Source organism: Candidatus Hydrogenedens sp. (assembly GCA_035361075.1).
GTDB lineage: Bacteria > Hydrogenedentota > Hydrogenedentia > Hydrogenedentales > Hydrogenedentaceae > Hydrogenedens.
Genome location: DAOSBX010000032.1, coordinates 9,281 through 28,376 on the forward strand (window position 1 = coordinate 9,281; position 19,096 = coordinate 28,376).

General features: G+C 38.4%; 12 protein-coding genes. 9 read left to right on the forward strand and 3 right to left on the reverse strand.

All coding sequences use genetic code 11. The features are described 5' to 3' along the window. Positions 1-1,853, reverse strand: a 1,853-nt coding sequence (locus PLJ10_10075; protein ID HOK09995.1) for a PhoPQ-activated protein PqaA family protein, incomplete at its 3' end; no start/stop codon positions are given. Between the two features lie 292 nt (positions 1,854-2,145). Here PLJ10_10075 and PLJ10_10080 point away from each other — a divergent pair. Then, positions 2,146-4,164, forward strand: coding sequence for an alpha-L-fucosidase (locus tag PLJ10_10080; protein ID HOK09996.1), 2,019 nt, complete (start codon positions 2,146-2,148; stop codon positions 4,162-4,164). A gap of 25 nt (positions 4,165-4,189) precedes the next feature. On the opposite strand, the gene PLJ10_10085 is transcribed toward PLJ10_10080, so the two are convergent. Next, positions 4,190-5,452 (reverse strand): GDSL-type esterase/lipase family protein, encoded by a 1,263-nt coding sequence (locus PLJ10_10085; protein HOK09997.1) that lies wholly within the window; start codon positions 5,450-5,452, stop codon positions 4,190-4,192. A gap of 86 nt (positions 5,453-5,538) precedes the next feature. Continuing rightward, positions 5,539-7,047, reverse strand: a complete 1,509-nt coding sequence (locus PLJ10_10090) for a hypothetical protein (GenBank protein HOK09998.1) — start codon at positions 7,045-7,047, stop codon at positions 5,539-5,541. Positions 7,048-7,170: 123 nt separating this feature from the next. On the opposite strand from PLJ10_10090, the gene glgP reads away from it, so the two are divergent. From glgP to PLJ10_10130, 8 genes are all read left to right on the forward strand, one after another. Next, complete coding sequence (glgP, locus tag PLJ10_10095; protein HOK09999.1) at positions 7,171-9,729, forward strand: alpha-glucan family phosphorylase; 2,559 nt, start codon at positions 7,171-7,173, stop codon at positions 9,727-9,729. 42 nt (positions 9,730-9,771) lie between these two features. Next, positions 9,772-10,857 carry a type IV pilus twitching motility protein PilT gene (locus PLJ10_10100; GenBank protein ID HOK10000.1) on the forward strand — a complete coding sequence of 362 codons (1,086 nt, stop codon included), beginning with the start codon at positions 9,772-9,774 and terminating at the stop codon, positions 10,855-10,857. Further along, positions 10,854-12,449 (forward strand): ATP-binding protein, encoded by a 1,596-nt coding sequence (locus tag PLJ10_10105; GenBank protein HOK10001.1) that lies wholly within the window; start codon positions 10,854-10,856, stop codon positions 12,447-12,449. The genes PLJ10_10100 and PLJ10_10105 overlap by 4 nt, the downstream gene beginning before the upstream one ends. Positions 12,450-12,500: 51 nt before the next feature. Then, positions 12,501-13,943 carry a sigma-54 dependent transcriptional regulator gene (locus PLJ10_10110; protein HOK10002.1) on the forward strand — a complete coding sequence of 481 codons (1,443 nt, stop codon included), beginning with the start codon at positions 12,501-12,503 and terminating at the stop codon, positions 13,941-13,943. 46 nt (positions 13,944-13,989) lie between these two features. Further along, positions 13,990-14,469, forward strand: coding sequence for a hypothetical protein (locus PLJ10_10115; GenBank protein ID HOK10003.1), 480 nt, complete (start codon positions 13,990-13,992; stop codon positions 14,467-14,469). A 106-nt stretch (positions 14,470-14,575) separates the two neighbouring features. Continuing rightward, positions 14,576-15,679, forward strand: coding sequence for an alanine dehydrogenase (ald, locus tag PLJ10_10120; protein ID HOK10004.1), 1,104 nt, complete (start codon positions 14,576-14,578; stop codon positions 15,677-15,679). A 91-nt stretch (positions 15,680-15,770) separates the two neighbouring features. Next, positions 15,771-16,658 carry a sugar phosphate isomerase/epimerase family protein gene (locus PLJ10_10125; GenBank protein HOK10005.1) on the forward strand — a complete coding sequence of 296 codons (888 nt, stop codon included), beginning with the start codon at positions 15,771-15,773 and terminating at the stop codon, positions 16,656-16,658. Between the two features lie 126 nt (positions 16,659-16,784). Further along, positions 16,785-19,037, forward strand: coding sequence for a hypothetical protein (locus PLJ10_10130; protein ID HOK10006.1), 2,253 nt, complete (start codon positions 16,785-16,787; stop codon positions 19,035-19,037). Positions 19,038-19,096 lie beyond the last annotated feature (59 nt).

Sequence of the window (19,096 nt, forward strand, 5' to 3'; positions counted from 1 at the left end):
TCAGGAGTCCCTTCTACAACACCTTCGCCTTCGGATATACCCTCTCCCTCCGGAGTGCCTTCTATCATTCCTTCTCCCTCTACTACACCTTCGCCTTCCGTCGGGCAGGGACCTTCTGATACGAACAGATTTACAGGGCTACCTTCACGAATTGTTGTCCCCGCTTCAGGTTCTTGACTAATCACATGTCCACTGGGAACCAGATCATCACAAGTGTAGTTAATAGTTCCAACTGTCAATCTTGCTTCTATTATTGCAGTGTTTGCTTCAACTAAATCCATTCCAATTACCGACGGGACCATGACATCCTCAGGGATATTTAAGCAATCATCCGGAATTTCCGATGGATCTCTGTCGTCTACCTCGTCCAAATAGTTGGGTATACCATCGTTATCGCTATCCCATGGATATGGGTCTTCTTCATCCAGAATCCAATCGCAGTCATCATCGATGTCATCCGGGTCCATAATTCCATCTTCGTCGAGGTCATCGTAGGGTCTCATATACGGCATTACACCAACATCCGTTGTGAAAATATATGAACCATTACTGAAGTTCAATTCAACAAAGTATGCTTTCCAGCCGGATGTGGGTGGAGTAATCTGGGTAATGTATGTTTTTGAGCCTGGGGTAGTCTCACTGAGTGTAGAGGATGTCCATTGCGGACCTGCACCATCATAATATCTAAAGTCTCTTGCAGTTGGATTTTCCGCTTGCCATAGCGTAACAGATGTTGGAGTCGTTACTACCTTCACCTGGATATTGCCGTCAGGCAAGAACTCCCAAGAATATGATGGCCTGGAACCTGTACCTGCAACTGAGTTAAAGTAAACGATTAATGGGTATACAGTTTGTAAATCTATGTTATCACCTAAACTATGTCCTGTATTGGGCACATATCTGATTCTTTTTTCACCGGGAAGTAGATGGTAGTAGAATCGAGATGAATCGGGCAGGAAAAATTCGTCTCCGCTGGAGTTAATGATAAACTTAGGCATTGTATATTGCTCAAGGTAAGATATAGGGTCAACGATAGCTCGCAGTGCAGAGCCACCGGGGGTATTCATTCGCTCGAATATATGTAGTTCGTTGTAAGGTTCAAGAGTTTCCGAAAAGAAACCATAACATTTATAGTGGTGCTCCATTTGAACATCCATCCTGAGTACATCTATCACCATTGGAACTGCGGAGATAACCCTCGAATCTACTGCGGAGGTAAGCCATGTAGTCCAACCCCGCTTAGACGCGCCACTGACTACAAAGCCTGTAATGTTTTTACTGTGATTGTCCAAAACTATTTCCTGAATCGTATCCATTGCTCTCACAGCACTTTTGACCATAGGTAAGAGCACTGGCCAGTAGGGATCAGGATTACCAGCATCGTAGGTTTGCAGGTATTTGTCGAAGGTATATGCAATAATCTCATCTTCGGTGCGGGAGAAACTTTCATCTTTGAAACGAAGTGGTTGATTTGGCACCTGTTCCAGTAGTGCCACTGGAGCACCAGTAATAAGAGCAACATACTGAGCATAATCCCTAAGGTTAGTAGCGGAGGAGCCGTTGTTTCCCCCAGATATTATTAATAATCCCTTTGTTTTTGTTATGGTGGCAGGGACAATAATTGTTAGCCAGTGTTTCCATAAAGTTCTATTCACTTCTGAAGAACTTCGCCATGTTTGAGAAGTAAGGTCAACCACATAATATGTATGAGTAATAGAACTTTCCTGTGCTGTTATTGAATAAGTGTATGACGAGTCTGGCATATTCACGTAATCTTCTAAAGGACCCGCATAGCAAACATTAAGGAAAATAGATAGAAGACTAATAGATACTAAGTAACATGGACAACGCATATCTTATATCCTTCAAAAATTAAGTTTATTAAATAATACTTTCAATATATTATATCACCATATAAAAATAAACTTACTCCTCTTGTTCAGAGGTCTCACATTTAATTATCATCTAAATTTTTAACTGGGTATTAAATAATTTGGCACAAATCCAATGTGGTTGAATTTTCTTTGTGTTATTTGCCAGTTTTTTATTTTCACTTTTTCCTTATTTATAATACGATTTAAACTTATGACTTATATTTTTTTTTGTAAATTTCAAGATAACTATATTAAGAAAGGGATATGAATTATGGGTAACTGGGTATTATGTTCTCTGCTATTAACCACGAGTTTTTTATTGTCTCAAACACCTAATTGGCATGAGGATGCTTTTTTCGGGATTCATTTTGATTTACATCCAAATGCCAATGATAAAGAGTTGGGTAGAGAGGTTGATGCAGAACAGATACGTTCTTTTTTGGAGAAGGTTAAACCGGACTACGTTCAATATGATTGCAAAGGTCATCCGGGTTACACAGGGTATCCGACAAAGGTAGGTTCACCATCGCCGGGTATTGTCAATGATGCTTTGCGTGTATGGAGAAATGTTACAAAAGAGATGGGTATCCCTTTATCAATACACTATTCTGGGGTATGGGATACACGAGCCATAGAATTACATCCGGAATGGGGACGTAGAAAGCAGGATGGAACATTAGATACCAATAATACATGCCGAACAAGTGATTATGATACTCAACTAATGATACCTCAGTTGCTTGAAGTTATACAGGAATACGATATTGATGGGATGTGGATTGATGGTGAGAACTGGGCAAGTTATCCGTGTTGGTGTGAACGTTGTCAGCAGAAGTTTACAGAGGCAACAGGAATAAAGGAAATACCAAAGAAGAAAGATGATGTGAATTGGGAAGCATGGGTTACCTTTCATAGAGGTTTATTTACGAAACATGTTCAACAAATTGTTGAGTCTGTTCATAAGGTTAAACCATCCTGTATGGTTTGTAGCAATTGGCTTTACACTATGCGTCAACCGGAAGCAATTGAGGCAAATGTAGATTATCTCAGCGGTGATTTTACGCCTTCATTCGGAGCAAAGGAGGCATGTTTTGAGGCCCGTTTTCTTGCTTCACGAGGTAAACCTTGGGATTTAATGGCATGGAGTTTCATTCATTCTTCGAGTATCGGAAAAGTTATGAAAACAGTTCCGCATTTGTGTCAGGAACTATCAGAGGTTTTGTCCCAAGGTGGGTCTGTATTTATTTATGATAATCCGAAACGTTCCGGTCGGCTTGTGGATTGGCATACCGATTTATTAGCGAAAACAGGCGAATTTTGTAAGGAACGGAAAAACTGGTGCTTTAAGACAAAAACATTACCACAAATAGCAGTTCTTCATAGTGAGACAACTTATTACAAAGAGAACGAGCCGTTATACCAAAAGTATGGCTCAGTCATTCAGCCTGTTGAAGGGGCAGTTACAATACTTCTGGAATTAGGATATTCTGTCGATATTGTGAATGAGGATACATTAGTAAAGGTTATCTCTCAGTATCCAATAGTGGTTATTCCGGAACGAGCCCATGTTCCAGATACGGTTATGGATGCTGTAAAACAATACACAGAAAATGGAGGTAAACTAATTATCTCGGGTTCTTTCCTTGCTGAGCGATGTGGAGACTGGTTAGGCGTGGAAGGCACTGGCGAGAAGGTTAAGGGTTGGTTACCAGTACCGGATGGAACCGCTGTGCCAACTGCAGGAGAATATGAGAAGGTACGAGTTATAAATGCGAAAGGAATTTCATCTTTAATGAATAATCAAGAGCAAGGTAGAGACGAGATTGGATTTCCATCTGTAACAATAAAGGAGGTCGGCACTGGTGCTGTTATGGCTATATATGGACCATTTTTCAAATATTATGCATCTCATCCGGTTCCTGGATATCGCCAACTTCTGGAATTCTGGTTGCGAGAATTTGGTACCAACAAACTTCTAATTATGCGTGAGTCCCCGTGGTATGTGGAATTAACCACAAGACAGCGGGAAAATCAAATCTTACTCAACCTTGTCAATCGTGGGGTAAATGGGTATTTGAGTTCCGAACGGCACATGGTTGAAAGTGTCCCTATTATCCAGGGAATCAGGTTGCATATACCCAAAAGGTATATTCCTTCAGATAAAAAGATAGCAACGTGTTATCTGGTCCCATCACAAATTCCATTAGACATTATTCAGGAGCAGGAAGAGTACCAGATTGTTGTCCCTCAAATTCAAATTTATGATATTGCTGTTATTAATTTGGAGTAGATGATAGATTCACATATAGGTGAGATTACTCGTTTGTGTTAATATTTTTATCCAACCATTTTTGAAGTTTATTTGACAAGATATCAGCAAAGAACTTATGTCCCTCTGCAGTTAGGTGGCCATCAATAGGAAAGAAAAGTGCTGAGTTATCCTTTTGTGCACGAAATTCATCTGTTAATGTAATAAGGGGTAATTGCAATTCCTGGCAGGCAATTTGGAAATGGTTATCTATGTTTTTTGAGGTAAGTACTTCAGGTGAAAGTTTAAAATGAAGTCTCTCGGCTGTTTTTAGACTATGCTGATTTACATAAAATCCTTGCGGAACGCTAATAACGATGATAGGTGAACCAGATTTCTTGGCTATAAGGTGAATTTCTTGCAAAATTTTTACAAGATTATCGATGCAAGGCTTTATTGATGGGTCTGAACTTTCTTTCAATGGGTTCATAATTAAATCTGGATACTTGACAGCCACAGAGATTAGAAACGGATTGATTAATCCATCCAGAAAAGCATTGCGTATATCACTATCAAGTTGCTCAAATCTTGTGCGTTCGTCGCTATTCAATTGTGATAGGATTTCCTTTGCGGAATTAACAGATGCTTGTTTGTTTTTATCTGCATTATTTAGTAGGGGAGAATATTGTTTTGACTGTTGAATTAATTTATATTGCAAAATGTATTTTTCTATTTGTTGAGTGATGTTTGGATAAAGATATGTAACAAATGGAATGGGATTAGGTTTTCTGGTTTGGAAATTATTAGCACAAGTAGCCAATAAATCATCACCTTGTAGTAGTCCTATAAGTATTAGGTCGGGTTCGAGAATAGAAATGGCTGTTTGTGCCAGTTCTAAATAAAACCAAGGGTCAGCCCCTGGTTTCCCCAAATTGACCGTTTCTACTTTATGTCGCTTTACATTCAGTTTTTTTTCTAATAAACGTACCCATGTTTGTTCTATGTTTACACCCCAACCATAAGTATATGAATCTCCGAAAACAAGGATACGGAATGTATCATTACGTTTTGGTATAGATATTTCTTTATCACGAATACCGATGGAATTTGTTTGCACAGTATAGTGAAAATCCGTAGTTATAAATTCTTCTTGGGAATGGGGTGGAAATATTAGAGCAATTTTGCCATGGTAATTCAGTAAGAATGAACGAACTAAATGGAACGATAAGATTTTATCGATAATAAAAAGGATAGCAAGGACAAATAGGATAGAAAAACATAATAATAGTAGCTCATTATATCCAAACCGACTTTTTTTCTCATTGTCCATAAACTATCACAAGCCTTTAAGATAAACAAGAATAATAGAGGTGGCATAAACCACCTCTATTATTGAACGTTTTTAATTTGTCTAATTTATGCTTCCATTGGAATCATGGGATTTGCCTGAGCTGGCGAATGAATAACCCTAATACCATACATCTGGCAGAAGTTTTTCACATCTCTCCGATGATTACCATAAAACACGACCTGATGGAAACCGAGTGTATCTTTAGCCTCTTCAATATAATCCATTTTCAGCGACAAATGGGTTCTACACCCACCCGCAGGTGGAGTATCAATATTTGCAGTAACGGTTCCATTATCAAGGATAAGTTCATTAGGATTTTGTACACGAACAAGTGTAGCTGGTTGCCCAATTTTCCATAGCACCTGCAAAGAAACACCGAGGGCTGATTCAGAATGGGAACGAATAATAAAAGGTTCTGAAGGTTTATCAAAGCCATTGAGCTTCGTTCCACAGACACAGTGTGCTGTAATCAATTCGTTCTTTATCGTTTCAGGTACTGGGTCATTCATAAATCCAGGTTTATCAAAGAGGTAGCTGGTAAACATTAACGACATTGCCCCATAGATATCCGCTTCACAGCCGTAAGTTACACCTTCATCCTGAAAGATACACGCACCGAGGCATGGAGGCGTAGGAACTGTTTTCATTGTAACCATGCCAAGGCAATCGGTTGTTATGGCATTAGCATCCTCCATCCGCAATAAATGCTTCGCCGCAACATAACTCCGAGCTGCATTAATCATATCTTCATCTGTAGGTTCCACAATTTTCTGGGCTTTTTTCTTCATGCTTTCTGCAACTTCTTTCACTTCCTCTGTTACTGGTACCCGTTCGAACATTTTCTCCATCATTTCACGTGGTACATGACGAACCTTTGTCCCAAATCGGTCAATAACTTCATCTTTTCGTTCATTTCCATGTACAACTAATATACGGGTATTTTCAAACTGTTTTTTTGCCCGCACCATACGCATTGCCTGTTCAAGGCAACTTGTATCCAGTGTTGACAATAAACAAACACCTTCGCGACGTGCCAATTCATGAACCTGGGTTGTAAATACTGTACCAAGGGGAGCCCAAATAATCATTGGAACCTTTGCGGTCCGCATTTTATCTACTCTACCCCATTCATACAAATGCTGAACATGAACAAGGATAGCATCTGGCTTCTCTGTAGCCATTTGATTGATAAACTTTTCTAATGCATTGTCATCCTCAATGGGGTCTGGCAACATTTCGAATTGTACACCAACTTTGCTTGCAGAATTAATAAAGGCTTGCTCAAATTCTTTACGTTTTCCTTCGACATCATACGAAGTACCAGGCCAACCTAACCAATAAGGTAGTTTTTCACGGATAACGACACCTACAATACGCACAGGTGGTTTTGGACGAAAATCACCTAAGTTTAATGGTTGCTTCAATTCACTATCCGTTGGAAATTCCATTTGTGCGGAGGACAATAATGGGACTGCCAAACCCATAGCGGTACTTGAAGCGAGAAAACATCTGCGGGAAATACCACAGCAACTGCAATTAGATGTGTGATTGGTGTGATTATGTTGTTCTTTCATATTTAATTCCTTCTATACTTTTAAGTGTGATTTTTGTTATGATATTTTATCCTTTACCATATATTAACATATTTAATATTACATAAATAAAAAACAAATTTATAAAAGGACGGAGTAATATTAGTGCGTAATATTTTTAAGTTCAACGTTATTCCCAATCTTCCCGAACGACTTGGGAAGTTGTTAGAAATAGCCAATAACTTGTGGTGGTGTTGGAACCCAGAGGCGATAGATTTGTTTTTCCGTATGGATAGAGACCTTTGGGTAGAATGTGGTCAAAATCCACGATTACTTTTAGGGAAAATAAAGCAGAAGAAATTAGATGAACTGGCAAAGAATGATAGTTTTCTTACACACATGGACCGTGTGTATTCACGCCTTCAAGATTACATGAAAACAAATACCTATTTTGAGCGGAATCTCCATGCCCCCAAGGAAATGCGTATCCTTTATATGTCTGCTGAATTCGGTGTCCATGAAAGCATAAATATTTATTCAGGAGGCTTAGGTGTGCTTGCTGGAGACCATTTGAAGGCGGCAAGTGATTTAGGATTACCGTTAGTTGGATTAGGGATGTTATATCGAGAGGGTTATTTTCGACAGTATTTAAATGCGGATGGCTGGCAACAGGAGTTATATCCACCGAACGATTTTTATAATATGCCTATCGGAAAAGTGATGAAAGAGGATGGAACACCATTAGTAATTCAGGTTGAATATCCAGGACGGATGGTTAATGCATATATTTGGAAATGCCAAGTAGGCCGTGTCCCTCTCTATTTGTTGGATACTGACCATGAAGATAATTCCCCTGCAGATCGTTCTATAACAGGACAATTATATGGTGGCGATCGAGAAACACGTATTAAACAAGAAATAATGTTAGGAATGGGGGGGGTTATTGCAGCCCATACTCTGAAAATTCGCCCTACTATTTTTCATTTAAATGAGGGACATGCAGCGTTTATGGTTTTACAACGGATTAAAGAACTTGTCTTAAATGAAGGGCTAACATTTAACCATGCAGTTGAAACTGTAAAGGCAGGGAGCTATTTCACAACGCATACACCCGTCCCAGCTGGGAATGATATGTTCGACCCTGGATTGATAGAACGTTATTTTGGCAAGTATTGTCAGGATGTAGGAATTACACTTCAGGATTTTCTTGCCTTAGGAAGACAAGACCCAAATGATATGCGAGAGCCCTTCTGTATGACCGTTTTGGCATTAAAATTATGTGCTGGTGCTAATGGGGTTAGCAAATTACATGGTGAAGTGTCTCGTGAAATGTGGTCACGAGTTTGGAAAGATTTACCCGTTCATGAAATTCCTATAAAATCAATAACAAACGGTGTTCATATCCGTTCATGGATTTCAAGGGACCTTGCAGACCTTTATGACCGTTATTTAGGGCCAGGATGGCTGAACAGTCCTGAAGACCATTCAATTTGGGACCATGTTGATGAAATTCCGGATACGGAGTTGTGGCGTACCCATGAACGACGACGAGAACGTTTAGTGGACTTTGCTCGTCGTCGGTTAGTAAAACAACTCATTAACCGTGGGGTTCCACCCTCAGGAGTCCATGCGGCAAGCGAGTGCCTTGACCCTGAATGCCTTACTATCGGCTTTGCACGACGATTCGCCACATATAAACGGGTAACATTGCTTTTCCGAGACCCTGCAAGATTAAAACGGATATTGTTAAATCCACAAATGCCCGTGCAATTAATTATAGCAGGGAAGGCACATCCACAAGATATTCAAGGGAAAGAACTTATTCGTCAGATAATCCATTTTGCTTTAGACCCAGACGTAAGAAATCATGTTGTGTTTTTAGAAGACTACGATATTAATTTAGCACGATACATGGTTCAAGGTGTGGACTGCTGGCTAAATACACCACGTCGCCCAATGGAGGCAAGTGGAACCAGCGGTATGAAAGCAGCGGCTAACGGCGCACTTAACATAAGTATTCCTGATGGTTGGTGGTGTGAAGCAAAAGAGCTCGGACCCAACGGGTGGACCATTGGAAAAGGAGAGACATACGAGTCCACCGAGGAACAAGATAGCGTGGAAAGTTCGGCTCTTTATGAAATTCTGGAACAAGAAATTGTCCCTATGTTTTATAATCGTAGTTCTGACGATTTACCGAGGGAATGGATACGAAGAATGAAAATAGCAATAAAGACAATATGCCCTGTTTTCAATACATACCGAATGGTTCAGGAATATGCAGAGAAAGCTTATATACCTCTATCAGTCCGACGGATTGCTTTTCGGAAAGATAATCGGAAAAGTGCTTATGAATTATCCGCATGGAAGCAAAAAATCCGTTCTGTTTGGAATAATGTCCGCTTTGTTCGTGTGGAATCAGAAACACATGGAGATGTCCCTGTCGGAACAGAAATACCAATTGAAGCTGATGTTTATCTTGATTCCCTTAATGAAAAAGATGTGATTGTGGAGGCGTATGTGGGACATTTGGGGATGAATGGCGATATACACGAAGGGCATGCTGTAAACATGGTTTTTGAGAAGAAGTTAGAAAACAATGTTTATCGGTTCAAAGGGTTTATCCCCTGTCAAGAAACAGGTCTTGCTGGTTATTCAGTTCGTGTGTTCCCATATCATATTGATTTAGCAAATAAGTTCGAAGTAGGATTAATAACGTGGGCATAGTAATAGATAAAAACGCAACTAAAAACAAAAAGAGGTAATATTATGAGATTAACATTTGGGATTCGAGAACTTTTAGAAAAAATGATAAAAGCAGGTGCCAGCGATTTACACATTGTTGTTGGCGTCCCTCCTGTAATTCGAATACATGGCAGATTGGAATATATGCCAGGCTATCCACGATTGACCCCAGATATGACACAGGAACTTATCTATTCTGTGATGAATGAAGAACAAATTGCAGAGTTCGAAAAGGAACGAGAATTAGATATGTCTTTCGGGGTTGAAAAGTTAAGTCGTTTCCGGTTAAATGTATATCGTGACCGTGGTTCTGTGGTCGCAGCATTGCGTGCTATTCCTTATGAAATAACAAGTTTTGAACAGTTAGGAATTCCAAGGGTCGTCGCCGATTTTGCATATCGCCCTTATGGTCTTGTTTTGGTATGTGGTCCAACAGGTAGTGGTAAATCAACAACGTTAGCAGCACTTATTGATAAAATTAACACTGAACGAGATGTACATATTATCACTATCGAAGACCCCATTGAATATCTGCATTCACATCGGCGGTCAATTATTAATCAGCGTGAGGTTAATGTAGACACAAAATCCTTTGCGAGTGCCCTGAAACGTGTATTACGACAGGACCCAGATGTGATTTTAATAGGTGAAATGCGTGATACTGAGACTATTCAAGCAGCACTGACTGTGGCAGAAACAGGACACTTAACATTTGCAACATTACACACAAATGACGCTGTACAAACCATAAACCGTATTGTCGACGTATTCCCCCAAGAGCAACAAGAGCAAGTACGAACACAGTTATCGTTTGTTCTTGAAGGGGTTGTTGTTCAGCAACTACTCCCTCGTGTAGATGGCCAGGGACGTGTACTTGCAACGGAAGTGATGGTGCCTAATCCTGCTATCCGCTCCCTTATTCGTGCACAGAAATTAGAGCAAATCCCTTCTATGATAGAAATAGGTAAAGGAGAGGGGATGATGACCATGAACCAATCCTTATATCGTTTGTATCGGAGAGGGCTTATTACGAAAGACCTCGCATTTAAGCGAAGTCCCAATCCAGAAGGGTTATTAAATCTTATTGAACGAGGAGGTGCTACGGGGTGAAATCCCGTAAAGATATTCTACCTAAACGACAAGTATATGAAGGTCCTGTCCATTGGCTATGGATTGTTGGTATGGGCAGGATTTTTGTTTTATTTATTGTCACATCAGGATTTTATTTCTATTTAACAAAACCGCAAATTTATTTTTTCCTTCCTATTTATATTGTCGCACTTATTCTAAGTGTATGGCACTTGTTTGAAATATACAAGGGCATTCGTCCATTAAGTTTCTTATTATGGGCACAAATGTTTGTAGATTTTGGGGTTGTCTGTGCAACTATCGGTATTACACGAGGATGTAATAGTCCATTTACTTTCCTTCTCGTCATTGTGATTATGGAGGCGGGGTTTCTTCTCGGTATTTATCAGGGCTTTTTATTTGCCATTTTTTCCTTTTTGTTTATGGGGTTTCAGTTTGCCGTTGAAGGACCTTCAACTTTAGTATCGATTGAGCATTGGTATCCATTTCTAATTCAGACAATAGCCTTCTTATTCACTGGATTTATAACGGGTTATTGGAACCAGCGGGTCTTGATTTTAAAACAATTTCAACAAGATATTCTTGATAATATGAACAGTGGATTTTTAATAACAGATGCTAATGGTATTATACGCAGTATAAATAAAGGGGGGTGCAGTATCTTTGAGGTAGAAGAGAAGGATGTTATTGGAGCCCATGTGGAAGGGTTAATACGAACTGTTGAAGGATTTGAATGTCCTATTACGACTGCTCTCAAATCAAATCGTGATTTTACAAGTTATGAGTTTTATATCTATACCCCTTCAGGAAATCAGAAATTGATAGGTCTGACAACTAACCGATTGTTTGACAAAAAAGGAAGGATTGCTTCTCTGATTGCGTCATGTACAGATTTAAGCGAATTAGACCATATTCGGCAAGACTTGCGGAGGCATGACCGTCTTGCGGCAATTGGAGAACAATTATCAAGTTTAGCCCATGAAATACGTAACCCGGTTGCCTCCATACGGAGTGCTGTGGCGGAAATGCAAAATAGCATAAATGAGCCAGAGGTATTAAACCGCTTGGTGAATATTGCTGTTCGGGAATGTGACCGATTAAATTATATTATTACCTCATTCCTCGATTTCGCTCGGGAACCAATACAAACTAAAAATGTAATATCCTTACCAGAACTTCTGGAAGAATTTGTTGAGCAATTTAAACAAACTTTGCCTACAACACCAACTTACAATGTTGAACTTCGTACCATAATGAAAACCGAACATTGCAAAGTTAAAGGAGATAAAGAACAATTACTACTGGTGTTCCGCAATTTAGCACAAAATGCTATTGATGCCATGAAAAATGGGGGAACTTTAACTATTTTGCTAATGTCTCCGACAGAGAAAGGTCCTATTGAAATTCATTTCAAGGACGAAGGAGTAGGAATTCCACCAGACAAAATTACACGAATTTTCGAGCCGTTCTATACTGAGAAAAAACAAGGTGTTGGAATGGGACTCACAATTAGTCTCCGTATTATCTCTTCGCATGATGGAACTATTCGTGTCATCTCAAATCCGAAAAAAGGGACAACGATGATAATTCGTCTCCCACGCTATACTGAATAGAATAGGAACATATACAAAGACATGATATATTACATATAAGGAATGACGATTATGGGGCTTACTAAAAAACAAGTATTGGTAGTAGATGATGAAGAAAGTATGCGTGAGGTTATTTCTATTATTCTACAACGCGGAGGTTTTTATTGTGAAACCGCTGAAAATGTTGAATCGGCTATCCATCTCTTAAAACAACGTTCATTTGATGCTGTCGTCACAGACTTGGTTATGGATAATGATCGAAAAGCAGGGATGAAATTGCTGAAATGGATTAAAGAAAATACTCCCTCATTACCTACCTTAATGGTTACAGCCCATGGAAGCGTTGAAAATGCTATTGAAGCAATGCAATCAGGTGCGGCGGATTATATTCAAAAGCCATTCAAGAGTAATGAAGAAATTTGTCTACGGGTAAAGAAGGCAATTGAACAACAGGCTCTTATCCAGGAAAATGAAGGGTTAAAGAGAGAGCGATTTCTACTAAAGCCTTATGAAGAAATTGTGGGAAATAGCCCTGCCATTGAGCAAATAAAAAAAACGGTTTATCGAGTTGCACAACTCCCGAGCACGGTTATTATCTATGGAGAAAGTGGAGTAGGCAAAGAGTTAATAGCCAGAGGAATACACAGATTAAGTCCACGTGCCGAGAAACCATTTATTGCAATTAATTGTGCCTCTATCCCAGAGACATTATTAGAAAGTGAACTATTTGGGTATAAACGTGGAGCGTTCACAGTTGCAATAGAAGATAAGGAAGGATTATTAGCAGTGGCTAACGGTGGGACGGTATTTTTAGATGAAATTGGTGAAATGCCGTCAAATTTGCAAGCTCGATTATTGCGTGTTCTTGATAATAATACGGTAATTCCTGTGGGAGGGACAAAAGAGATAAAGGTGGATATACGTATTATTTCTGCAACAAACAAAAATTTAGAGGAGATGGTTAAAAAAGGGTTATTCCGTGAAGACCTATTTTTCCGCTTAAATGTCGTTCCCATTACTGTTCCTCCGCTACGAGAACGAAGGGAAGATATTCCCCTTTTAATTCATCATTTTCTTAAACTTCATTCATCTCGTATGGGCTTACCAACTCCAAAAATTACAACTGAGGTAATAGAGGCGTTTACAGATTATTATTGGCCTGGCAATGTTCGAGAACTTTCTAATTTTATAGAGCGGATTATTGCATTGTACCATGAGTCTGATATTGATTTGTCACACGTCCCTGATTCAATAAAACAATCTCTTCTTAGCAATGTATCAGGGAACAAAGATAAAGATACCATTGACAAGATTAAACTACCCCCAGAAGGAATTGAACTGGAAAAATTTATAGAGAATGTAGAACAATCGTTGATTGAACAGGCGTTAGTCCGAGCTAAATATTCCCAGAAAAAAGCTGCAAAAATTCTTGGTTTAACACCACGCTCACTACGTTATCGCCTGCAAAAATACGGATTAATTTCAGAGACACACGAAGACATTAACGAAGAATAACAGCCTTACTAAAACCAAAACAATGAATATAGAAACGAATAATGTTATGGAACTAAAACCTCAAAAAGAATTGTCTGGAAATATCAATTTGTCCAAATTGCAATCATTAAAACATATTATGGACAGTAGACAATTTGAAGCATGGGAATATAAAACGATGGAAGGGGTACATCGCAAACTCACTTTTGCACGTCAATCCTTGCTTGGTGAAATATCAAGATACAATTTGGAAGATTATATTATCTGGAAGTATGAGTATCCGCAAGACCCTGAGTATATTTATAAAAAATGGAAAGGGAACTCAGATACATTTCTAAGTCGCTTTGTTTTCCTACATCCTGAAATCTCACATCGTTTTAAGCGAAAGGCAATCTATTTCGGTTTTCGTGGGTTTATTGATATCTTCGTTTATCCTGTAACGGCTCCTCCTGATAAACGTATTCATAAAGATATCCACGACATTGAATCCCTTTTATGGGCAAATACAATAAATGGAAGGATTGACTTGGGTGAACCAAAAGCCTAACCTATTTAATTTTGAATTCCAGTGTAAAAAATAATAATATAAAAGAAATAAATTTATACTATAAATTTTAGTATATAAAAATAAATGTTTATAAAGGAGTAACAACATGATAATAGGAATCCCAAAAGAAATTAAACCGGGCGAAAAAAGAGTAGGTATTGTTCCATCTGGTGTTTCTGCTTTTGTAGCACATGGTCATAAGGTCCTTGTGGAGAAAGGAGCAGGTTTGGGTAGTGGGATTCCCGATGATAATTATCGTAAGGCTGGGGCAAAAATTATCTCGTCTGCGAAACAAATTTGGGAACAGGCAGACATGATAATTAAGGTAAAGGAACCCTTAGATAATGAAATAAAATTATGTCGACCAGGACAAATCTTATATACATATCTTCATTTAGCATCGAATGAAGTTCTAACCCGTGGTTTGTTAGAACAACAAATAGTCGGTGTGGCATATGAAACTATTCAATTAGATGACGGTTCCCTTCCTTTATTGACCCCAATGAGTGAGGTAGCAGGACGTCTATCTGTGCAAGTTGGGGCTCGTTGTTTAGAAGCCACTTACGGCGGTATGGGTGTATTATTAGGCGGTGTTTCTGGTGTAAAACCTGCAAAGGTTGTGATTTTAGGTGCTGGCGTTGCTGGATCCAATGCCTGCACTATTGCTGTGGGTATGGGTGCTCATGTCACTATTATTGATATTAATCCTGCACGACTACGGTATATTCAGGACATTATGCAGGGAAGAGTTACAACATTGATGTCAAACCGTGCAAATATTGCAGAAGAAGTCTCACAGGCTGATTTGTTAATCGGCTCCGTATTAGTTCCTGGAGCCAAAGCACCGCGACTGGTCACAAAGGATATGATTAAAAACATGAAACCAAATTCTGCAATTGTTGATATAGCCATTGACCAAGGGGGCTGTATCGAAACGTCAAAACCCACAACGCATGATAACCCTACCTATCGTGTAAATGATGTAATACATTATTGTGTAACGAATATGCCCGGTGCTGTCCCTCGAACATCAACTTATGCATTAACCAATGTTACATTAGGTTATGGTCTTATGATTGCCGATTTTGGCATTGACAAGGCAATTGCGAAGGATAAGGCACTCCGTAAAGGTATAAATTTATATAAGGGTAAAATTACATATAAGGCTGTGGCTGAAGCATTTAATATGGATTGGGAGGAAATAGGCTAACAAATATATATAAAATACAAACCAAAATGTGTATAATACATCTAATGTTTTGAGTTTGACGACGATTAGACATAGGTAGGAGAATGAGGCTATGTATATCGCCATTCGTGATTCAGTCCTACTCGAGGTATTTCCAAACGTTGTAGAGGGAGCAAAATATCTCAATATAAATCATATTGAATTTCGGCTAAATAACAACTTTTCTGTTGCTAATTTAGAATCCGATGGCGAAATGTTATTAGAAACAGATGAACAAATTCTTTTATATAAAGAAGAATGTCAAAAACAAAACCTTATTGTTTCTGCCTTACTTACAGAGTTCGACCTTAGCATGGCATCGTTTGAGAAATCAGTAGAGTGGTTCAAAAAGGCTGTTCATATTGCTGAGGCACTGGAAGCAAAAGTAATTCGTATCGATTCAATGGTTCAGCAAGAGCATTTGTATACTTTTGGTAAAAAGGTAGAGTTGTATACAAATGTTTTCTCTGAAGTTATTGCTGAAACTGATGATACTGAGATAGAATTTGGTCTTGAAAATCATGGACGTGAAGGCAATAATCCTATCTTCCTATGGGCTGTTGTGAAGAATATTGATAGCCCACGGTTTGGATTAACATTAGATTTTGGCAATTTCTACTGGCGAGGCTATCCATTATCAGAAACGGAAACAATACTAAAATTGCTTGCTCCCTATACAAAACATACCCATATTAAAAATATTGCTTACCCAAAAACTGCACAGGAGATATATCGTGAAGTGGGTTGGGAATATGACACCTACGTTTGTCCTATATTTCAAGGCGATATAAATATCGAATCGGTGTTAATTGAATTAAAAAATGCCGACTATAACAATGTATTATGTATCGAAGATGAATCCTTACATCACTACTCAGACCCTGAAAAGAAGAAAGAAATTCTTCAAAAAGATACCGAATTTCTAATAGAGATAATGAATGATATTCATTTCGACAATTAGAATTATCCTGTCTTAAATTCTCATCTATATGTCGATTTAACAATATCGTTTTTATCATAAACTATATGAATATTTAGAGGTCTCAAAATATACATAAAAATGTTTTGTCAGAAAGGGTAATTTATTATGAGTATGATTTTTGTAGGTATGGTTTTAATTGTTTCTAATTTCCATGGGATAGATGATATTCCTTATGAACATTTTTTCCATGAGCCATTACCTGTTGAGGGATTGCCAGACCTATCAGGTAGTGTCACTTTACCATTATGTGTTATAAAAAATAAATTTAATAAAGTATATCTCGGAACAAGTGAGGGACTATTTCTATTTTCAGAGGAAAATAATCAATGGGTGGAGGTATCCTGTCTAACAGAAAAAGGTCCTATTTTTGCATTAAAAGCAATAAATGAAAACCTGATTTATATAGGTGCGTGGAACGGCTTTTACATAATGTCCAATGATAAAAGCCAAAAAGTAGATGAGATTGGTGATGTGCCTATTTCCGCTATAGATATTGTTGGGGAGTGTATTATTGTAGGAGGTCCTGATGGAATATGGCTATATCAGCCTAACCATGGCTGGCAGAAAAAAGAAATGACTATTCCAAGGAGTATACGTAATATTACATTAGTAAACGCTGATAACTTTTGGATTGCAACAGAAATTGGGCTTGTTTATGTTAAAGGTGGAGAAAAGATACATTATCAACACAAAGAAGATAAGTTTAGTAAAAGTGATGAAGAGAAAGAATTAATCTCCAATAATTTATTATCGCTTTGTTCCTTATCTAATGATGAATTATGGGCTGGAGGTTTGGGAGGCATTACTGTATTAAGAAATGAGAAAGTAAAATACAAATACCTATATCATGAATTTCCAGGTGCTACGATAACGAAAATAGTCTATGACCCCCTTTCAGGTCGGATATGGATAGGTACAAATAATGGATTAGTATTATCAAGTCACGAACAAAATAAACCTAAAAAGGTATTTCGAAGTCGCCGTTGGTTATTGGATAACCACGTATCTGATATTGCTCTAAGTAACAACAATGTTTATATATCTACCTCAAAGGGAGTAAGTAGGTTAAGGATTGAAAATAAAACGTTATATGAAAAAGCAACAGTATTTGAGGAAATTGCCCGAAACCGACATACCCGTCCACCAGGTATTGTTGAAAAATGTCTATTACCGAAACGTGGTGATATTTCTATTTGGGAACCAGTAGATGACGATAATGATGGTGGATACACATGTATGTATCTTGCTGGATTGTCATTCCAATACGCTGTTACGAATAACGAGGCAATACGTCAAAGAGCCAAAGAGATTTTTAAGGCAATATTATTCTTAGAGCAAGTAACCGAATTGCCTGGGTTTATAGCACGGACGGTTGTTCCAAGTGATTGGAAACGAGTTAGTGACGCAAACGAGCAATTAACACCCCAGCAAAAGGCTACAATGAAAGTGGTAGACCCACGTTATAAACCTGTTGAAGAACGGTGGAGATTATCAAAAGACGGGAAGTGGTTGTGGAAAGGAGATACAAGTAGTGATGAGATTACTGCACATTTTTTTGGTTGGTCTATTTATTATGATTTATGTGCTGATGAGGAAAACAAACAACTCCTTCAACAGTTAGTGAAAAGGGTAATGGATAAAATTATTTTGGATGGTTATGTTCTTAAAGATATTGACGGGCATCATACCCGATGGGGTGTTTGGGCACCAGAACGATTAAAGCATGACCCTGACTGGACTAATGAACGAGGTATTAATGCTTTAGAAATTCTGTCTTACTTGAAAGCATCCTATCATATTACTGGTGATGAAAAATATCAGAACGAATACGAACGACTTCTTACTAATGAAGGATATGCACAAATTGTGCGACGGGCTAAAAATTATGGGCATTCTTCTATAACGCATATTGATGATGAACTTCTTGCTTTTACATACCCCGCTTTGTTCCGATATGAAAAAGATGAGCAATTGCTTAATATCTATCGTGAAAGTATTCAACATTGGTATCGTGGTATCGAGAATGAACAATGTCCGTTATATAACTTTATTTATGCGTGGTGTATGGGTTCAGACCCACATTTAGAAGAGTCGATTTACACATTACGTGATATTCCATTTGACCTAATTAATTGGACTGTAGATAACCGTTTCCGTGAAGATATTAAATTAGTAAGAGAACCCATCTTAGAGGATGTGCAAACTTCAAGGCTACTTCCTCCAAGTGAGACAGCTGTGATACGGTGGGATAAAAATCGCTGGGAAGCAGTACAAGGCGATGGTGGCTCAACGGAATGGGCACCCACATTTTATCTGTTCCCTTACTGGTTAGGTAGATACCTTGGCGTAATAAAATAATGCACCCCTAAATAAGATTTTCAATATAAATGGCTATTTCGTTAGAATACTTTCATCTT